Here is a 17,505-nt window from a genome sequence, read left to right as displayed (position 1 = left end):
GGGGACACGTATGTACCGGCAGGGGGACGTGCTCGTCGTGCCGCTCGACGAGGCGGCCGTACCGGCGCACGTCGCGGACGCGCCGGCCGAGCCGCGGGACGGGCGGGGCCGGATGGTGCTGGCGCTGGGCGAGGTGACGGGGCACGCGCACGCCGTGGTCGGCCCGGGCCGGCTGGTGCGGGAGCCGGGCGCGTTCGGGCCGCTGCTGCTGCACCTGCCGGACGGGGGGCGGGTGGTGCACGAGGAGCACGCCGCGATCCCGCTGCCGAAGGGCTGGTACCGGGTGGTGCGGCAGCGGGAGTACGTGCCGGGCTCGGTGCGGATCGTGGCGGACTGAGGGCCCGGGGCCGGGGGATCGAGAGGGATGACGATGGTGATGACGGCAGCGACGGCGACGGACGGCGTCGGCGTGTGGAGGGCCGCCGCGGCGGCCACGGGGCCGGCGGACCGGGCGGCCGCGGAGGCGGGCGTGCGCCTCGCCTACCGCCGGGCGGGGCTGCGGGAACCGGAGCGGATCGTGTGGGCGGGCTCGCCCCGGGCGGCGGTGCGGCTGCTGCGGGACGATCCGGACGGCCCGTGCGGGCCCCGGGCACGCGGCCGCGGGGTGCGGGACGCGGTGCGCAGCGCGCCCTGGGCGGCCGAGCGGAACCGGCTGCACGAGCGGCTCGGCCCGCGCGGCTGGAGCCGGCGGTGGAGCTCGACCGGCGCCCTGCTGTGGGAGACGACGGAGCGGCTGGCGGACCGGATCCGGACCGGGCTGGTCGAGGAGCTGGCGGACGGCCGCGCCGAGGAGGCGGAGGTCCGGCTGCTGCTGCTCGACGCGGTCCTGGGCCAGCACGACGCGGCGTGGCTGTGCGCGTTCGACGTGCGGGAGGGCACGCCCCTCGACGGGCTCGCCGCGGTGGCCCGGTCGGCGGGCTGGTGGTGGCCGTACGAGCGGCTGGCCGTGGTGAGCGAGCGCCCCGTCGAGCTGCACCGGGACGAGGCGGGCCGCCTGGACCGCGGTGACGGACCGGCGCTCGCCTACCCGGACGGCTTCGCGCTCCACGCGTGGCGCGGCATGCCCGTCCCCGCCGCCTTCCTGGCCGAGCTGCGGACCCTGACGCCGGATCGGATCCGGGAGGAGGAGAACGCGGAGCTGCGCCGGGTGATGCTGGAGTCCTACGGCTACGACCGGTACCTGCGCGGGTCGGGGGCCGAGCCGGTGCACCGGGACGGGACGGGCGTGCTGTGGCGGATCCCCCTGCCGGACGACGAGGACGTCGTCATGGTGGAGGTCGTCAACTCCACGCCGGAGCCGGACGGCACGAGCCGCACGTACTGGCTGCGGGTGCCGCCGGACACGAGGACCGCCAGGCAGGGCGTGGCCTGGACGTTCGGGCTGGACGCCGAGGCGTACGCGCCGCTGCGGGAGACGTGAGGGGCGGGCCGGTCAGGTGTGGTCGAGGCCGCCGGTGCGGGCGCGCTTCAGCTCGAAGAACCCGCTGTGCCCGGCGAGGGTGCGGAAGGCGTCGAAGAGGCGGGCGGCCTCCTCCCCGCGCGGGATCGCGTTGAGGACGGGGCCGAACCAGACGGCGCCGTCGACGTGCAGGGTCGGCGTGCCGACGTAGCCGCCGGCGGCCGGGTCCCGGCCCGCCTCGTGGCTGCGGCGCACCGCCTCGTCGTACGCGGGGTCGTGCGCGGCCTTCGCGAGGTCGGCGGGCAGGCCCAGTTCGGCGAGGGCCTCGGCGACGACGGCGTCGAAGTCGTCGGCGCCGTCGCGGTGGATGCGGGTGCCGAGGGCCGTGTACAGGTCGCGGAGCACGTCCTCGCCGTGGCGCGTCGCGGCGGCCGCCGCGACGCGGACGGGGCCCACCGAGCGGTCGACGAGGTCCCGGTACCAGTCGGGCAGCTCGTTGCCGGTGTTGTGGAGGTGGAGGCTCATCACGTGGAAGCGCACCCGGAGGTCGCGGTGGCGTTCGACCTCCAGGATCCAGCGGGAGGTGATCCAGGCGAAGGGGCAGGCGGGGTCGAACCAGAAGTCGACGGCGGTGGTGGGCTGTTGGGTGGTCACGCCGGTGACGCTAGTCGACGGGTGGCCTGGGCGAGCGGGCCAATCACGGGGTGGGATCATGGGCCATTTCGGCGAGCTTGCGGACGGTGGCCCAGTTGCGGGTGGTGGCGACGAGGCCCCTGACGACGGCCGGGCGGGCGAGGACGTCGGCCAGCTTGGAGCGCCCGAGGCCGTCCGGGACGTACAGGTACAACTCCCGGTCCCCGAGGCGGAACTCCTCCGGGAGGTGGGCGGCCCGGTCGACGGCGGCGAACCGGTCGGCGGTGACGGGCGCGGAGAAGTAGGTGACGTGGAGCTGCCGGGGCTCCAGGTCGCCTGCGGGGAACGGGCAGGCGTCGACGACGGCCCGCAGGTACGGGCCGCCGCGGACGAGGCAGTCGACCCGGAACCCGAAGTGCTCCTCCAGCGCCTGTTCGATCGCGGCGGCGAGCGCGTCCTCGCCCGCGTCCGACGCGGTGGTGAAGAAGGCGTTGCCGGACTGGAGGTGGGTCCGCACGTCGGTGTGGCCGAGTCCGGCGAGGACGGTGCGCAGTTCGGCCATGGGGACCTTCCGGGACCCGCCGACGTTGACTCCGCGCAGCAGGGCCGCGTATCGGGTGGTGATCATGACCGCCACCCTAGGCCGTCGCGGCCGGCGGCCCACCCGCCCCGCGACACCCGGTGGAGCCCCGCCCCTGAGCCGGACCGGCCCGGGCAGCCGGACCGGCCCGGGCAGCGGGGCGGCCCGCGCCGGGTGCGAGACTGGCCGGCGACGGGATCGGTGACGCGAAGGGCGGAGCCGCGGAGGGCGAAGGGCGAGACGGCGGCATGGACGAGGCGAAGGCGCGGGAGGTCCTGGACGCGGCCGGGTACGCGGCGGGCGGCACGGACGCGACGCTGCTGGCCCTGGGCGAGAACGCGGTGTTCGCCGCCGGGGACCTGGTGGTGAAGGTGGGCCGGGACGCCGGGCTGCTGGACCGGGCGCGGCGCGAGGTGGCGGTCGCCGGCTGGCTGGCCGGGGCGGGGGTCCCGGCCGTACGGGCGGCCGAGCCCGAAGCGCGGCTGGTGGAGGGGCACCCGGTGACCGTGTGGTGGCGGCTGCCCGACGCCGTACGGCCGGCCGGGACGCCCGACCTGGCCCCGCTGCTGCGCCGGGTGCACGAGCTGCCCGCGCCGCCGTTCCCGCTGCCCGGCCGGGACCTGCTGGGCGGGGTGGAGCGGTGGCTGCGGCTCGCCGGGGACGCCGTCGACCCGGCGGACGCCGCGTTCCTGCGGGAGCGGCGGGACGGGTTCGCCGAGGCGGCCGCGGCGCTCGTCCCGTACCTGGAGCCGGGCCCGATCCACGGCGACGCGCTGCCGCGCAACGTCCACGTGGGCCCGGACGGCCCGGTCCTCGTCGACCTGGAGACCTTCTCCCTGGACCTGCGCGAGCACGACCTGGTGGTGCCGGCCCTGTCGCGGGACCGCTACGGCCTGGACCCGGCGGCGTACGACGCGTTCACGGCCGCGTACGGCTGGGACGTACGGGAGTGGGAGGGCTGCGCCGTGCTGCGCGGGGCGCGGGAGACGGCGAGCTGCGCGTGGGTGGCCCAGCACGCTCCGGCCAACCCGAAGGCGCTGGCCGAGTTCCGCCGCCGCGTGGCGTCGCTGCGGGACGGCGACCCGGAGGTCCGCTGGTACCCGTTCTGACGGGCTGTCATGATGACCGCGTCAGGACCTGTGTGTTCCCGCCGGACATCGGAGACTTGCGGATGCGCGTCGAACTCGCCGAGGTGACCCTGGAGGTCGAGGACAGCGGTGGCCTCGGCCCCGCGGTGCTGCTGGTGCACGGCTTCCCGGACACGCACGACTGCTGGCGCCACCAGGTGCCCGCGCTGAACGCGGCCGGGTACCGGACGATCGCCCCGGACCTGCGCGGCTTCGGCGGCTCCGACCGGCCGGCGGACACCGCGGCGTACGCCCCGGCCCGCTCCGCGGCGGACCTGCTGGAGCTGCTCGACCGGCTGGGCGTGGGCCGGGTCCACCTCGTCGGCCACGACTGGGGGTCCGGGATCGCCCAGGGCCTGGCCATGGCCGCGCCGGACCGGGTGGCGAGCCTGTCGCTCCTGTCCGTGGGCCACCGGGGCGCGCTCGTCGACGCGGGCTGGGAGCAGCGCGCCCTCTCCTGGTACATGCTGCTGTTCCAGCACGAGGGCGTCGCCGAGGAGTGGCTGCTGCGGGACGGCGCCGCGCACGCCCGGGAGTTCCTCGCCGAGCACCCGGACGCCGGCGGGATCGTGGAGCGGCTGTCGGAGCCGGGCGCGCTCACCGCGGCGCTCGGCGTCTACCGGGCGGGGCTGCCGCCGCGGGCGCTGTTCGGCCCCGAGGTGCCGCTGCCGCCGCTGCCGGGTCCCGTGCTGGGCCTGTGGAGCACCGGCGACCGGTTCCTCACCGAGCGGGCGATGACGGGCACGGAGAAGTACGTGGCGGGCTCCTGGCGGTACGAGCGGGTCGAGGGCGTGGGCCACTGGCTCCAGCTGGAGGCCCCCGAGCGGGTGAACGCGTCGCTGCTGCGCTTCCTCGCCGACCACCCCTGAGCGGTCCGGGTCAGCCGGTGGCCGTCGTGGACGCGGGGGCCGGTGCGGGTTCCGGCTGCCGGAGCGGCCACCTGGGATCCACGACGGCGTCCGGGCTGCCCTTGCGCCGCAGGAAGTCCTGGAAGTCGGCCGCCCACTCGGCGTACCACTCCACCTGGCGGGCGTGCAGCTCGCGCGGCGCCAGCCGGGCCACCAGCGCGTGCCGCTCGGCTATCGCGCAGGCGACGAGCACGGCGGCCAGCGCGTCGGCGGCCGCCTCGTGCGCCCCGTCGAGCACCACGCCGTACTCGGCGCAGACCGCCTCCAGGTTCCGCTTGCCACGCCGGTAGCGGTCGACGGCCCGGTCGATGGTGTACGGGTCGACGACGGGCCCGACCGGCGCGCCGCCCAGCCGCTCCGTGAGCGAGGGCAGCCCGTGCCGCCGCAGCTCGGCGGTGAGCAGCGTCAGGTCGAACGCGGCGTTGTACGCGACGACGGGCACGCCCCGGGTCCAGTACCCGGCGAGGGCGTCGGCCACCTCGTCGGCGACCTCGCGGGCCGGGCGGCCCTCGGCGGCGGCGCGCTCGTTGCTGATGCCGTGGATCGCGGACGCCTGGGCGGGGATGCGGACGCCGGGGTCGGCGAGCCACTCGCGGCGCGCCAGGGTGCGCCCGTCCCGTACCTCCACGACCGCGGCCGTGACGATCCTCGCCTCGAACGGCTCCGTCCCCGTCGTCTCCAGGTCGAAGCCGACGAGGGTCTCCCCGTGCCAGTGCATGCCGAACCTCCTTCGCGGCGTCGCGGTCGGCGCGGCGCCCTCCCCCAGTGGGCCTTCACCCTCGCACGCGGCACTGACAACGCGCCCCGGGCCCCTTACCGGGATCTTCAGGAAACCGGGCGTGAATCCGCCCAGAACGACTCGAACTCCTCGCGGTACGTCTCGAACAGCCCGTGGTCGCCGTCCGGCGTGGAGGTGACGACGGGCCGCCGCCCGCCGCGCAGGACCAGGACCGGCGCCTCCATGCCGCGGGCCCGCCGGAGGTAGGACTGGACGACGCCGACGCCGTCGGGGCCGTCCCCGTCCACCAGGTAGGCGGTGAAGCGGGGCGTCTCGTCGAACACCTGGATCTCGAAGGCGCCGGGGTCGCGCAGCTTGGAGCGGACGCGCCGCATGTGCAGGATGTTCATCTCCACTGAGCGGCTGAGCTCGCCCTTCTTGATGCCGAGCTCCCGCTCGCGCCGCTTGACGGCGCTGCTGGCGGGGTTGAGGAACAGCAGCCGTATCCGGCAGCCGGACTCGGCGAGGCGGACGAGCCGGCGGCCGGAGAAGTTCTGGACGAGCAGGTTGAGGCCTATGCCGATGGCGTCGAGGCGGCGGGCCCCGCCGAAGAGGTCCTCGGCGGGCATCTGCCGCTGGAGCCGCACCCGGTCGGGGTGGACGGAGACCACGTCGGCGTACCGGTCCCCCACGAGGTCCTCGACCGCGTCGACCGGCAGCCGGTGCGCGGACGGCACGCCGGCGCCGCCGCCGAGGATCTCCAGCAGCCGGGCCGAGGCGCGCTCCGACTGGTCGAGGACGGTCCGGGACAGGGCCCGGTTGCGGGAGACGACGTTGCGGGTGACCTCCAGCTCGTCGAGGGCCAGCTCCAGCTCGCGGCGGTCGTCGAAGTACGGCTCGAAGCACGGCCAGTGCTGGACCATCAGCTCGCGCAGCTGGGGCAGGGTGAGGAAGCTGAGGACGTTGTCGTCGGCGGGGTCGAGGAGGTAGCCCTTGCGGCGGGAGACCTCGCGGACGGCGACGGCGCGCTGCACCCACTCCTGACCGGCGGGCCCGGCCGCCGCGACGACCCAGTCGTCGCCGTGCATGGGCTCGTAGATGGGCCGCAGCACGGCGGCGACCACCGCCCGCAGACGCTGTTCGACCAGATTCAGCCAGATATAGGCCCGTCCGGCGCGCTGGGCGCGGGTGCGCACCTCGCTCCAGTCCCGGGCGTCCCAGTCCAGTTCCGCACCGATCTCCATCGGCCGGGCGAGGGAGACCGCGCCGGGCGGGACATCTGCGGAGTCAGTGGAGTCCCCCTCGTGACCCGAGTCACCTGGGGGCAGCTCCAGCCCTCCCGAGCTCACCCGCGCACCGCCTTCTGCTTCCGAACGCCCGTCTCCAACGATCAAGGAAGGGTACTCCGGGAGAGCGATGCGGTGCAGCCGGATGGACAGGCTCCTTTCCCCACGGCCCTTGATTCCGGCGGCGGTTCCGCGCTCCGGCGCAGGCGGAGTGAGCTGATTCATAGTGGTGAGCCGCCCGTCACCCGCCCCGGCGCGGATCACCCGTGCGGGTGACGGGCGGAGGGCCGGTGCCGCCCGCTCCGGGGAACCCGGGGGACACGGGGTTGACCCGCGCGCCGGCCGGCCGCGCGGCGCGGTGCCCGCACGGGCCCGCGGGCCCGCGACCCCGGTGCCGCCGCGCGATCGCGGTACGCCAAGAAGGGCGATTTCCGGCCAGACCACCGCACCGGACCCGTTCCCGGTCACCCGGTCACCCGGTAGGACCGTCCGGCGTCCTAGGCGGGCGGGTGACTTTCGTGGAGGATCGAACCAAGTGACCCCCATCAGCCGGATCGGAATGGAAGAGTCTCATCTATGCAGGTCTGGCCGGGACAGGCGTATCCCCTCGGCGCCACCTACGACGGCGCCGGTACCAACTTCGCGGTCTTCTCGGAGGCCGCCGACCGCATCGAGCTGTGCCTGCTGCACGACGACGGCTCGGAGACCGCGGTGGAGCTGCGGGAGACCGACGCGTTCGTGCGGCACGCGTACCTGCCCGGGGTGATGCCCGGCCAGCGGTACGGCTTCCGGGTGCACGGGCCGTACGTGCCGGAGCACGGGCTGCGCTGCAACTCCGCGAAGCTGCTCCTCGACCCGTACGCGCGCGCGGTCGCCGGGACCATCGACTGGGACGAGGCGGTGTACGGCTACCACTTCGGCAGGCCCGACTCCCGCAACGACCTCGACTCGGCGCCGCACACCGTGTCGTCCGTCGTCGTGAACCCGTACTTCGACTGGGGCGACGACCGGCCGCCGCGCACCGACTACCACCGCACGGTGATCTACGAGGCCCACGTGAAGGGCCTGACGATGCTCCACCCGGCGCTGCCCAGGGAGCTGCGCGGCACGTACGCGGGCCTCGCGCACCCGGCGATCATCGAGCACCTGACCGAACTGGGCGTGACGGCCATCGAGCTGATGCCCGTCCACCAGTTCGTCCACGACCACCGGCTCGTCGACGCCGGGATGGCGAACTACTGGGGCTACAACACGATCGGCTACTTCGCCCCGCACAACGCCTACGCCTCCTGGGGCGACCGGGGCCAGCAGGTGCTGGAGTTCAAGTCGGCGGTGCGCGCCCTGCACAAGGCGGGCATCGAGGTCATCCTCGACGTGGTGTACAACCACACGGCGGAGGGCAACCACCTGGGCCCGACCCTTTCCTTCCGGGGCCTGGACAACCTCTCGTACTACCGGCTCGTGGAGAACAACCCCCGGTACTACATGGACACCACCGGCACCGGGAACTCGCTGCTGATGCGGTCCCCGCACGTCCTCCAGCTGATCATGGACTCGCTGCGGTACTGGGTGACGGAGATGCACGTCGACGGCTTCCGCTTCGACCTGGCGGCGACGCTGGCCCGCCAGTTCCACGAGGTGGACCGGCTGTCGTCGTTCTTCGACCTGGTGCAGCAGGACCCGGTGGTCAGCCAGGTCAAGCTGATCGCCGAGCCGTGGGACGTGGGCGAGGGCGGCTACCAGGTGGGGAACTTCCCGCCGCTGTGGACCGAGTGGAACGGCATGTACCGCGACACGGTCCGCGACCTGTGGCGGGGCGAGCCGAGGACGCTCGCGGAGTTCGCGTCCCGGCTGACCGGCTCCTCGGACCTGTACCAGGACGACGGGCGGCGGCCGCTCGCCTCGGTGAACTTCGTGACCTGCCACGACGGCTTCACCCTGCGGGACCTCGTCTCGTACGACGAGAAGCACAACGAGGCCAACGGCGAGGGCAACCGCGACGGCGAGAACCACAACCGCTCCTGGAACTGCGGCGTCGAGGGCGAGACCGACGACCCGGACGTCCGGGCGCTGCGGGCGCGCCAGATGCGCAACTTCATCGCCACGCTGCTGCTCTCCCAGGGCGTGCCGATGCTCAGCCACGGCGACGAGTTCGGCCGCACCCAGCACGGCAACAACAACGCCTACTGCCAGGACGGCGAGCTGTCGTGGGTGCACTGGCCCGACGCGGACGCGGAGGAGGCCCGGTCGCTGCTGGAGTTCACCCGGTCGATGGTGTGGCTGCGCCGCGACCACCCGGTCTTCCGGCGCCGCCGCTTCTTCCACGGCCGGCCGGTGGAGGGCACCCACGACGACCTGTCGGACATCGCCTGGTTCACCCCGGACGGCCGGGAGATGACCGCGCGGGACTGGCAGGCCGCGCACGCCAGGGCGCTGTCGGTGTTCCTCAACGGCCACGCCATCTCCGAGCCGGGCCCGCGCGGCGAGCGGATCTCCGACGACTCGTTCCTGCTGATGTTCAACGCCGGCGCCGACGACCTGGACTTCGCCGTCCCCGTCGACCACGGCCGCCAGTGGCAGGTCGTCGTGGACACCGCCGTGCCGGAGGGCATCCCGCCGGGCCAGGGCGCCAAGGTGGCGGCCGGCGAACGGCTCACCCTGGTCGGCCGGAGCCTGGCGGTACTGCGCCGTCCGGCGTAACGGCCGGGCCCCGTGTCCATCGAACGGAGTGATGGACCGGGGCGAGGGGAGACGCGCCGCGCGGGCGGGTACGTACGTTCGCATGACGTCCCACGCGCCCAGCGCCCCGCTCGCCACGTACCGGCTCCAGATCCAGCCGGACTTCCCGTTCGGGGCCGCCGCCGAGGCGGTGCCCCACCTCGCCTCCCTCGGCGTCACGCACCTGCACCTGTCGCCGGTCCTGGAGGCCGTGCCCGGCTCGACGCACGGCTACGACGTGACCGACCACGGCCGGGTGCGGGAGGAGCTCGGCGGCGAGGCGGGGCTGCGGGACCTCGCCCGCACCGCGCGGGCGCACGGCCTCGGCCTCGTCGTCGACCTGGTGCCCAACCACATGGCGGCCGCCCTGCCGCACAACCGGGCGCTGTGGGAGGTGCTGCGCGACGGGCCCGCGTCGCCGTACGCCCGCTGGTTCGACGTCGACTGGGAGGCAGGCGGCGGCAAGGTGCTGCTGCCGGTGCTCCCGGCCCGCCTCGGGGACGTGCTGGACGAGCTGCGGGTCGACGCGGAGGCCGGCGTCCTGCGGTACGGCACCCAGGTGTTCCCGCTGCGCGCCGGGACGGCGGGGCTGCCGCTCACCGAGTTGCTGGACGCCCAGTGGTACCGGCCGGCGTGGTGGCGGCTGGCCCGCACGGAGCTGAACTACCGGCGGTTCTTCACCATCTCGGACCTCGTCGGGGTGCGGGTCGAGGACCCGGAGGTCTTCGAGGCGACCCACGCCAAGATCGTGGAACTGGTGCGGGACGGGGTCGTCGAGGGACTGCGGATCGACCACCCGGACGGGCTCGCGGACCCCGAGGCGTACCTGCACGCGCTGGACCGGGCGACGGGCGGGGCGTGCTGGACGGTCGTCGAGAAGATCCTCACCGGTGACGAGCGGCTCCCGGCGGGCTGGCCGGTGGCGGGCACCACCGGGTACGACGCCCTGCGCCACGTGGACGGGCTGTTCGTCGACGGGGCGGGCGCGGGGGAACTGGGCGAGCGGTACCGGCGGTTCGCGGCCCCGTCCGCCGACCGGGGCGGCCACTGGGAGGCGACGGCGCGCCGGGCCGCGTACAAGGTGGTGACGCACGAGCTGGCGGCGGAGGTGGCGTTCCTGACCCGGACCGCCGGGCGGGTCTGCGCGGGGGACCCGCGGCTGCGCGACCACGCGCCGTGGGCGCTGCGGGCGGCGGTGCGGGAACTGCTGATCCGGGTGCCGGTCTACCGGCCGTACCGGATCGGCGCGCAGGACGTGCTGACGGAGGAGGCCGCCGCCGAGGCGCGGGCGACGTTCGCGGTGCCGGAGGAGGCGGCGGCCGTGGACGTCGTGCGGGACCTGGCGCTGGGCCGGCTCGGGGACGGGCCCGACCCGACGGCGTTCCGGACGCGGTTCGCGCAGACGGCGTCGGCGCTGCGGGCGAAGTCGGTGGAGGACACGGCGTTCTACCGGTACGTGCCGCTGCTGTCGGCGAACGAGGTGGGCGGCGACCCGGGAAGGCCGGAGGTGTCCCCGGCGGAGTTCCACGCGTACTGCGCGCGGATCGCCCGGGACTGGCCGACGACCGGGACCGTGCTGTCGACGCACGACACGAAGCGCAGCGCGGACGTGCGGGCGCGGATCGCCGTCCTGTCCCAGTGCCCCGGCCGGTGGGCGAAGCTGCTGGGCGACGTGGCGCGGGTGCCGGCGCCGGACGGGCAGCTGGCGTGGACGGCGTGGCAGACGGCGTTCGGGCTGGGCCGGCCGGCGCGGGAGCGGCTGGACGGGGCGCTGCTGAAGGCGGTGCGGGAGGCGGGCCTGCACACCGGCTGGACGGAGCAGGACGCGGCGTACGAGCGCGCCGTCGCCGACTTCGTGGCCGAGGGCCCGGCCGGCCCGGCGCAGCACCCGGTCGCGGAGCTGGCCCGCGAACTGGACCCGCACGTGTGGGCCAACGTGCTGGGCGCGGCGCTGCTGCACCTGACGATGCCGGGCGTGCCGGACCTGTACCAGGGCACGGAGGCGGTGTACGAGGCGCTGGTGGACCCGGACAACCGGGCGCCGTTCCGGGAGGCCCGGCCGGACCGGAAGACGGCGGTGACCCGGGCGGCGCTGGGGCTGCGGCGCCGGTACCCGGAGGTGTTCGGCGCCTCCGGGACGTACACGCCGCTGACGGCCCGGGGCCCGGCGGCGGACCACTGCGTGGCCTTCCTCCGGTCCGACCGGGTGGTCACGGCGGTGACGCGGCTGTCGCTGCGGCTGGCCGAGGCGGGCGGCTGGGGCGACACGGCGCTCGCCCTGCCCGAGGGCCGGTGGCTGGACGTCCTGGACGGGACGCGGGTCCTCGACGGGGGGCGGGCGGTCTCGGTGGCGGAACTGCTCGGGGAGCGGCCGGTGGCGCTGCTGGGGCGCACGGAGTGAGCGTGGGCCCGGGGGGATGGCTTGGGGGTGGTGATGGCTTGGGGGGGTGATGGCCGGGGGCCGGTGACGGTCTGGGGGCCGGTGACGGTCTGGCGGGTGAAGGCTCAGGGGCCGGTGATGGTGCTGACCTGGGTGCCGGTGCCGTCGGGCTCAGCGGGCCGCGAGGCGGAAGGCCATCCGGCCGAAGGAGACCATGTCACCCGGCTGGACGACGACCGTGCCGGTCACGCGCCGCCCGTTGACGGTGGTGCCGTTGGTGGAGTTGAGGTCGCGCAGGATCCACAGCCCGCCCTGCAGGCCGAGCTCGGCGTGCAGCCGGGACACCGTCTCGTGGCTGAGCCGCAGCCCGTTCACCGGGTCGCGCCCTATCCGCAGCGGGTACGGGCCCGGCTCCGGCAGCAGCAGCTTCGGCAGCCGCTCGGCCTGCCAGGCGTGGCCCAGCCGCACCGTGAACGCGGAGACCCGCTCGACGGCGCCGAACAACCGCCGCGCCCAGCCCCGGTCCCGCTCCCGGAGGTCGTCGGTGAGCGCCGCCAGCTCGTCGGAGTGGCGGGCGACCAGGGCGAGTTCCATGCGCCGCAGGAACGTGTCGTGGGACAGCTTTCCCTGCACCGCGCCCTCGCGGATCAGCTCCAGCGCCCGGTCCCGCTCGGCGTCCGACAGCCGGGCGGGATGCGTCTGGGGCTCGAAAGGCGACGTCACACAGGTGATTGTCGGTCGCCGGGGGCCGAGGTGTCCAGACGGGCCGCCACCGGACGACCCGCCCCCTCCCCCACGGCGAAGTCCCGTGCTTCCCGGTTCCGCTCTTGCCAGGATGGGGCGCGGTAACGGGTACCCGGCCGACGACGAGGGGATCGCCAGTGCTGTTCGAGGTGTGGGCGCCGCACGCGCACGAGCGGGTGGAGCTGGAACTGGAGGGTGCCCGGCACCCCATGGAGCGCGATCCGCTGCGCGACGGCTGGTGGACGGCGACGGTCGGTGACGGCGTACCGGACGGAGCACGGTACGGCTTCTCCCTGGACGGCGGCCCGGTGCTGCCCGACCCGCGTTCGCGGCGCCAGCCCGACGGGCCGGACGGGCGCAGCGCGGTGGTGGACCACGCCGCGCACGCCTGGCGGAACGAACCACCCGGGCACGGACTGCGCGGAGCCGTCCTGTACGAGCTCCACGTCGGGACGTACACGCCGGAGGGCACCCTCGACGCCGCGGCGGAGCGGCTGGACCACCTGGTGCGGCTGGGGGTGACGCACGTGGAACTGATGCCGCTGTGCCCGTTCCCGGGACGGCACGGCTGGGGGTACGAGGGAGTGTCGCTGTGGGCGGTGCACGAGCCGTACGGCGGGCCCGCGGCACTGAAGCGGTTCGTGGACACGGCGCACGGGCTGGGCCTGGGCGTGGTGCTGGACGTCGTCCACAACCACCTGGGCCCGTCCGGCAACCACCTGCCGCCCTTCGGCCCGTACTTCACGGACACCCACCACACGCCGTGGGGGGCGGCGGTGAACCTGGACGCGCCGGGCTCGGACGAGGTGCGGGCGTTTCTCCTGGGCAGCGCGCTCGCCTGGCTGCGCGACTACCGGATCGACGGGCTGCGGCTGGACGCCGTGCACGCCCTCGCCGACACACGGGCGCTGACGTTCCTGGAGGAACTGTCGGCGGCGGTCGACGAACTCGCCGCGCAACAGGGGCGGGAACACTTCCTGATCGCCGAGTCGGACCTGTGCGACCCGCGGACGACCACCCCGCGCGAGGAGGGCGGGCTGGGACTGCACGCCCAGTGGAACGACGACTTCCACCACGCCCTGCACACGGCGCTGACCGGCGAGACGCAGGGCTACTACGCGGACTTCGCACGGGCCCCGCTGGCCGCGCTGGCGAAGACGCTGGGCGGGGTCTTCTTCCACGACGGCACCTTCTCGACGTTCCGCGGCCGCACCCACGGCCGCCCGGTGGACCCGGAACGCACACGGGCGCACCGCTTCCTCGGGTACGCGCAGACCCACGACCAGATCGGCAACCGGGCACAGGGCGACCGGCTGTCGGCGTCCCTCTCCCCCGGCCTGCTGGCGTGCGCGGCGACGCTGGTCCTGACGGGACCGTTCACGCCGATGCTGTTCATGGGCGAGGAATGGGGCGCCCGCACGCCGTGGCAGTTCTTCACCGACCACACCGACCCCGAACTGGCCGAGGCCGTACGGCGTGGCCGGCGGCGGGAGTTCGCGGCGCACGGCTGGAAGGAGGAGGACGTCCCGGACCCGCAGGACCCCGCGACCCGCGACCGCTCCTGCCTGGACTGGACGGAACCGGAACGCGAACCGCACGCCCGGCTGCTGGACTGGTCCCGGCAGCTGATCGCACTGCGGGCCGCGCAGCCGGACCTGACCGACCCGGACCTGGCGGCGGTGCACGTCACCTACGACGAGGAGGCCCGCTGGATCGCCTACCGGCGCGGGGACGTACGGGTCGCGGTGAACCTGGCGGACCGCCCGGCACGGATCCCCCTGGGCCCCGACGGGAGCCGGGTGCTGGCCGCGTGGGAACCGGTGCGGGCACCGGGACCGGAGGGCGGGGAACTGGTGGTGCCGGCGGAGTCGTGCGTGGTGCTGGCTGTCCTTTAGAAGCGCCTTCGGCTCCGGGGCGCTGGGAGCCTGTGCCGACGGTCGACCGTGCTCACTCCCCTTTTTTGGGGGCGCCTTCGGCTCCGGGGCGCTGGGAGCCTGTGCCGACGGTCGACCGTGCTCGCCCCCTCCTTCGTCGGGGGCTGCGCGCGCTCTCCCTTTCGGCGCAGGCGCGCCCCTTCGCCTCAGGCGCCGGGCACAGGGTGGGAGCCTGCAGGGCCACAGTCGGACGAGCCGCCGGTTTGTTCGCCGGGTGTGGGGTGGACGCTCTTCCTTTGGGCGCGGGCGCGCCCCTTCGCCTCAGGCGCCGGGGTCCAACCTGCAGTCGGGCGAGCCACCGGCTTGCTCGGCCGGGGCGAGTCCTTCGCTTCGAGTTCCACGGTCCAGGGCGCGGGCGGTCTCATGTCCGCAGCAGGGCTGCCAACTCCGCGGCCGGGGTGGTCGGTTCGGTGGGGTGGAGCAGTTCGACGCGGTGGACGAGGCGTGGTTCGACGAGGGGGACGGCGAGGGCGCTGGGGGCGGCGGGGACGGTGTCCGGGAGGAGGGCGAGGCCCCGTCCCGCGGCGACGAGTGCGGTCAGGGTGTGCACGTCGGTGCTGTCGTAGCGCAGGGCGGGGCGGAACCCGTACGTGCCGTGGGCGGCGCGCAGCTGGTCGAGGGGGAGACCGGCGGCGGGGGCGTCCACCCAGCGGGCGGTGGTGAGCTCGTCGAGGCGCAGGCCGCGGCGGTGGGCCAGCGGGTGGCCGGCGGGCAGGTGGACGGCGAGCGGTGCCTCGGTGACGGGGAGGGTGGTCAGCGGGGCGGCGCCGGGCGGTTGGGCGATGCCGGTGAAGCCGTACGGGGCGGCGAAGTCGTACGCGTTACCGACGGGGTCGCACGTGGTGCCGACGGGGTCGTACGTGGTGCCGGTGAAGCCGTACGCGGCTCCGGCGGAGTCGTGCGGGGGGCCGGGCGGCAGGGCGGACCCGGGTGGGAGCAGCGGGTCTCCGGTGACGGACAGGCTGTCGACGAGGCCGAGGTGGGCGGTGCCGTCGGCGAGCGCGGCGGGTATCTCGTCGCGGGGCCGGACGCACAGGGTGACGCGGGTGGTGGTGACCGGGAGGGCGGCGAGCAGCCGGGGGCCGACGGCGAGCGGGGCGGCGGCGACGACCAGCTCACCGTCGGGCGCGGCGGCGAGGCGGGCGAGGTCGGCGCGGGCCGCGTCGAGGCGCAGCAGCAGCGGCACGGCGTGTTCCAGGAGCCGTGCGCCCGCCACGGTCGGGACGACGGGCCGCCGGGTCAGCAGCGGCAGGCCGAACTCCCTCTCCAGGGCGGCGACGTGCCGGGCCACGGTGGCCTTGGCGCAGCCGAGCTCGCGCGCGGCCGCCGGGAAGGAGGCGAGCCGGATCACCGTCACGAACGTGCGCAGGAGATGGGGGTCCATGGCGTCCAGTCTGGACCGTCCGGCACCCCCGTGACCGGCGGCCTACGGTTCTGACGGCCGGTCAGTCGACGGGGACGACGCGGTCGGCGCGGGCGCGGCCGGCGGCGATCAGGCGGGCGTTGGGCTCGTCGGAGTCCCGGACCCAGCGCTCGGCGTCGGCGCGGCTCCTGCCGTACCGGACGTGCCGGTCGACGAGGCGCCGGATCCGCAGGTCGTCGTCGGCCTCCAGGTACCAGGTCTCGTCGAGGAGGGCGCGGACCGGGGCCCACGCGGGGTCGTCGTGCAGCAGGTAGTTGCCCTCGGTGACGACGAGCGGCACCTCGGGCGGGACGGGCACGCTGCCGGCGACGGGCTCCTCCAGGGCGCGGTCGAAGGCGGGCGCGTACACGGTGACCCCGGGCTCGGCGGCCCGCAGGCGGGCCAGCAGGGCGACGTACCCGGCGGCGTCGAAGGTGTCGGGGGCGCCCTTGCGGCCGGCCCGGCCGAGGCGGTCGAGCTCGGCCCGCGCGAGGTGGAAGCCGTCCATGGGGACGAGGACGGCGAGCCCCCCGAGCCGGTCGACGAGGTGCGCGGCCAGGGTGGACTTGCCGGCGCCGGGCGCGCCGGCGAGGCCGAGGAGGCGCCGCGTGCCGGGGGTGGCGAGGCGGCGGGCGCGGGCGGTGAGGGCGTCGAGCTGCTGTGTGTTCACGGTCTCGATTGTCCAGGTCCGAGCGGTCTCTCAATTCGTGGCTACCGACCAGTAGTCGGAGCGCCGCATTCCGTCCACTATGTGACAGGAGCATGGCGAAGCACGCTCACACCCCCCACAGAGGAGTGACCCATGCACGGACGCAGCACCTCCCCGCGCCGCCCCCTCACCGTCGCCGCCGCCGCGGCGGCCCTGGCCCTGGCCTGGCCCGCCCAGGCGGGTGCGGCGGCACCGGTCGCGGCCCCCGAGCGGCCGGCCGCCGCCGTCGCGGCCGCCGGCGCCACCGCCCAGGCCAAGGGCGTGGACTACGCGGCCTGGCAGCGCGACGTGGCGGCGGCCCTCGCCACGGCCCGCCCCTACATCGAGCAGCGCACGGCGAACGCCTCCGGCGAGAAGCTGGCGATCGTGCTGGACATCGACAACACGTCCCTGGAGACGGACTTCCACTACTTCTGGGAGTTCCCGACCCCCGCCGTCCGCCCGTCCCTCGACCTGGCCCGCTACGCCGACTCCCGCGGCGTGGACGTCTTCTTCGTCACCGCCCGGCCCGGCATCATCCACGACCTCACCGCGCACAACCTCAGGTCCGTGGGCTACCCGGTGGACGGCCTGTACGTCCGCGACCTGCCCGACCTGTTCCACGAGGTCGCCGCGTACAAGACGGAGAAGCGCGCCGAGATCGAGGCGAAGGGCTACAAGATCATCGCCAACATCGGCAACCGCCCGAGCGACCTGACGGGCGGCCACGCGGAGCGCACCTTCAAGCTGCCGGACTACGACGGCAAGCTGTCCTGACCCCGGCGCACCGCCGAGACGACGACCGCCGTCCCCGGTGCGGGGACGGCGGTCGCGGCGTACGGGCCACCCGGTCGGCGAGCGGCGTCGGCGGCCCGGAGGGCAGGGACCCGTACGGGGCGTGGCGGCGCTTCACCCGCACCCGTGCGGTTCCCGCCGCGTCCCGGGGCCGCCGTGAAGCGGCGGGCCCGCGGGGGCAGGACGGCCGGAA

Annotated in this window: 15 protein-coding genes; 8 read left to right on the top strand and 7 right to left on the bottom strand. The window is 75.2% G+C overall.

The window, feature by feature from the left end; translation table 11 throughout:
* Positions 1-10 precede the first annotated feature (10 nt).
* Both IE106_RS09070 and IE106_RS09065 read left to right on the top strand, forming a co-directional pair.
* Positions 11-337: a DUF8820 family protein gene (locus IE106_RS09070; protein ID WP_189531752.1), complete on the top strand. Its 327-nt coding sequence runs from the start codon at positions 11-13 to the stop codon at positions 335-337.
* 39 nt (positions 338-376) lie between these two features.
* Positions 377-1,420, top strand: coding sequence for a DUF6745 domain-containing protein (locus tag IE106_RS09065; RefSeq protein ID WP_189531751.1), 1,044 nt, complete (start codon positions 377-379; stop codon positions 1,418-1,420).
* A 12-nt stretch (positions 1,421-1,432) separates the two neighbouring features.
* Here the strand turns inward: IE106_RS09065 and IE106_RS09060 are convergent, their stop codons facing one another.
* Positions 1,433-2,053: a mycothiol-dependent nitroreductase Rv2466c family protein gene (locus tag IE106_RS09060; RefSeq protein WP_189531750.1), complete on the bottom strand. Its 621-nt coding sequence runs from the start codon at positions 2,051-2,053 to the stop codon at positions 1,433-1,435.
* Between the two features lie 43 nt (positions 2,054-2,096).
* Positions 2,097-2,660 carry a DUF1697 domain-containing protein gene (locus tag IE106_RS09055; RefSeq protein WP_189531749.1) on the bottom strand — a complete coding sequence of 188 codons (564 nt, stop codon included), beginning with the start codon at positions 2,658-2,660 and terminating at the stop codon, positions 2,097-2,099.
* Between the two features lie 200 nt (positions 2,661-2,860).
* Here IE106_RS09055 and IE106_RS09050 point away from each other — a divergent pair, with 200 nt between their 5' ends.
* On the top strand, positions 2,861-3,721 hold the full coding sequence (locus IE106_RS09050; protein WP_189531747.1) for an aminoglycoside phosphotransferase family protein: 861 nt from the start codon (positions 2,861-2,863) through the stop codon (positions 3,719-3,721).
* Between the two features lie 62 nt (positions 3,722-3,783).
* Positions 3,784-4,608: an alpha/beta fold hydrolase gene (locus IE106_RS09045; protein WP_189531745.1), complete on the top strand. Its 825-nt coding sequence runs from the start codon at positions 3,784-3,786 to the stop codon at positions 4,606-4,608.
* A gap of 10 nt (positions 4,609-4,618) precedes the next feature.
* Here IE106_RS09045 and IE106_RS09040 read toward each other — a convergent pair whose 3' ends face one another.
* Together IE106_RS09040 and IE106_RS09035 are read right to left on the bottom strand one after the other, a co-directional pair.
* Positions 4,619-5,365 carry a 3'-5' exonuclease gene (locus IE106_RS09040; protein WP_189531743.1) on the bottom strand — a complete coding sequence of 249 codons (747 nt, stop codon included), beginning with the start codon at positions 5,363-5,365 and terminating at the stop codon, positions 4,619-4,621.
* 107 nt (positions 5,366-5,472) lie between these two features.
* Positions 5,473-6,714, bottom strand: coding sequence for a DUF5919 domain-containing protein (locus IE106_RS09035; RefSeq protein WP_189531741.1), 1,242 nt, complete (start codon positions 6,712-6,714; stop codon positions 5,473-5,475).
* 513 nt (positions 6,715-7,227) lie between these two features.
* On the opposite strand from IE106_RS09035, the gene glgX reads away from it, so the two are divergent.
* Both glgX and treY read left to right on the top strand, forming a co-directional pair.
* Entirely contained in the window at positions 7,228-9,351 is a 2,124-nt protein-coding gene (glgX, locus tag IE106_RS09030) for a glycogen debranching protein GlgX (RefSeq protein ID WP_189531740.1), read from the top strand.
* A gap of 82 nt (positions 9,352-9,433) precedes the next feature.
* On the top strand, positions 9,434-11,770 hold the full coding sequence (gene treY / locus IE106_RS09025) for a malto-oligosyltrehalose synthase (protein WP_189531738.1): 2,337 nt from the start codon (positions 9,434-9,436) through the stop codon (positions 11,768-11,770).
* A gap of 150 nt (positions 11,771-11,920) precedes the next feature.
* On the opposite strand, the gene IE106_RS09020 is transcribed toward treY, so the two are convergent.
* The gene (locus tag IE106_RS09020) at positions 11,921-12,472 is read right to left on the bottom strand and encodes a DUF1707 and FHA domain-containing protein (protein WP_189531736.1); all 552 of its coding nucleotides are present in this window, start codon (positions 12,470-12,472) and stop codon (positions 11,921-11,923) included.
* Positions 12,473-12,630: 158 nt separating this feature from the next.
* Here IE106_RS09020 and treZ point away from each other — a divergent pair, with 158 nt between their 5' ends.
* On the top strand, positions 12,631-14,388 hold the full coding sequence (gene treZ / locus IE106_RS09015) for a malto-oligosyltrehalose trehalohydrolase (RefSeq protein ID WP_189531735.1): 1,758 nt from the start codon (positions 12,631-12,633) through the stop codon (positions 14,386-14,388).
* 400 nt (positions 14,389-14,788) lie between these two features.
* On the opposite strand, the gene IE106_RS09010 is transcribed toward treZ, so the two are convergent.
* A complete protein-coding gene (locus tag IE106_RS09010; protein WP_189531732.1) occupies positions 14,789-15,811 on the bottom strand; it encodes a LysR family transcriptional regulator in 1,023 nt (340 codons plus the stop codon).
* Positions 15,812-15,872: 61 nt separating this feature from the next.
* The gene (locus IE106_RS09005) at positions 15,873-16,499 is read right to left on the bottom strand and encodes a nucleoside/nucleotide kinase family protein (protein WP_189531730.1); all 627 of its coding nucleotides are present in this window, start codon (positions 16,497-16,499) and stop codon (positions 15,873-15,875) included.
* Positions 16,500-16,631: 132 nt separating this feature from the next.
* Here IE106_RS09005 and IE106_RS09000 point away from each other — a divergent pair, with 132 nt between their 5' ends.
* Positions 16,632-17,294 carry an HAD family acid phosphatase gene (locus IE106_RS09000; RefSeq protein WP_189531728.1) on the top strand — a complete coding sequence of 221 codons (663 nt, stop codon included), beginning with the start codon at positions 16,632-16,634 and terminating at the stop codon, positions 17,292-17,294.
* The last annotated feature ends 211 nt before the right edge of the window (positions 17,295-17,505 follow it).

It is taken from the genome of Streptomyces roseolilacinus (assembly GCF_014649335.1).
Classification (GTDB): domain Bacteria; phylum Actinomycetota; class Actinomycetes; order Streptomycetales; family Streptomycetaceae; genus Streptomyces; species Streptomyces roseolilacinus.
Note: the sequence above shows the minus strand (reverse complement) of the source record. Positions and strands in the feature narration are given on the sequence as shown.

Excerpts from the sequence above, each read along its gene's own strand:
- IE106_RS09070 (WP_189531752.1), top strand. The coding sequence starts at position 11 with ATGTACCGGCAGGGGGACGTGCTCGTCGTGCCGCTCGACGAGGCGGCC.
- IE106_RS09065 (WP_189531751.1), top strand. The coding sequence starts at position 377 with ATGACGGCAGCGACGGCGACGGACGGCGTCGGCGTGTGGAGGGCCGCC.
- IE106_RS09055 (WP_189531749.1), bottom strand. The coding sequence starts at position 2,660 with ATGATCACCACCCGATACGCGGCCCTGCTGCGCGGAGTCAACGTCGGC.
- IE106_RS09050 (WP_189531747.1), top strand. The coding sequence starts at position 2,861 with ATGGACGAGGCGAAGGCGCGGGAGGTCCTGGACGCGGCCGGGTACGCG.
- IE106_RS09045 (WP_189531745.1), top strand. The coding sequence starts at position 3,784 with ATGCGCGTCGAACTCGCCGAGGTGACCCTGGAGGTCGAGGACAGCGGT.
- IE106_RS09040 (WP_189531743.1), bottom strand. The coding sequence starts at position 5,365 with ATGCACTGGCACGGGGAGACCCTCGTCGGCTTCGACCTGGAGACGACG.
- glgX (WP_189531740.1), top strand. The coding sequence starts at position 7,228 with ATGCAGGTCTGGCCGGGACAGGCGTATCCCCTCGGCGCCACCTACGAC.
- treY (WP_189531738.1), top strand. The coding sequence starts at position 9,434 with ATGACGTCCCACGCGCCCAGCGCCCCGCTCGCCACGTACCGGCTCCAG.
- IE106_RS09010 (WP_189531732.1), bottom strand. The coding sequence starts at position 15,811 with ATGGACCCCCATCTCCTGCGCACGTTCGTGACGGTGATCCGGCTCGCC.
- IE106_RS09000 (WP_189531728.1), top strand. The coding sequence starts at position 16,632 with ATGCACGGACGCAGCACCTCCCCGCGCCGCCCCCTCACCGTCGCCGCC.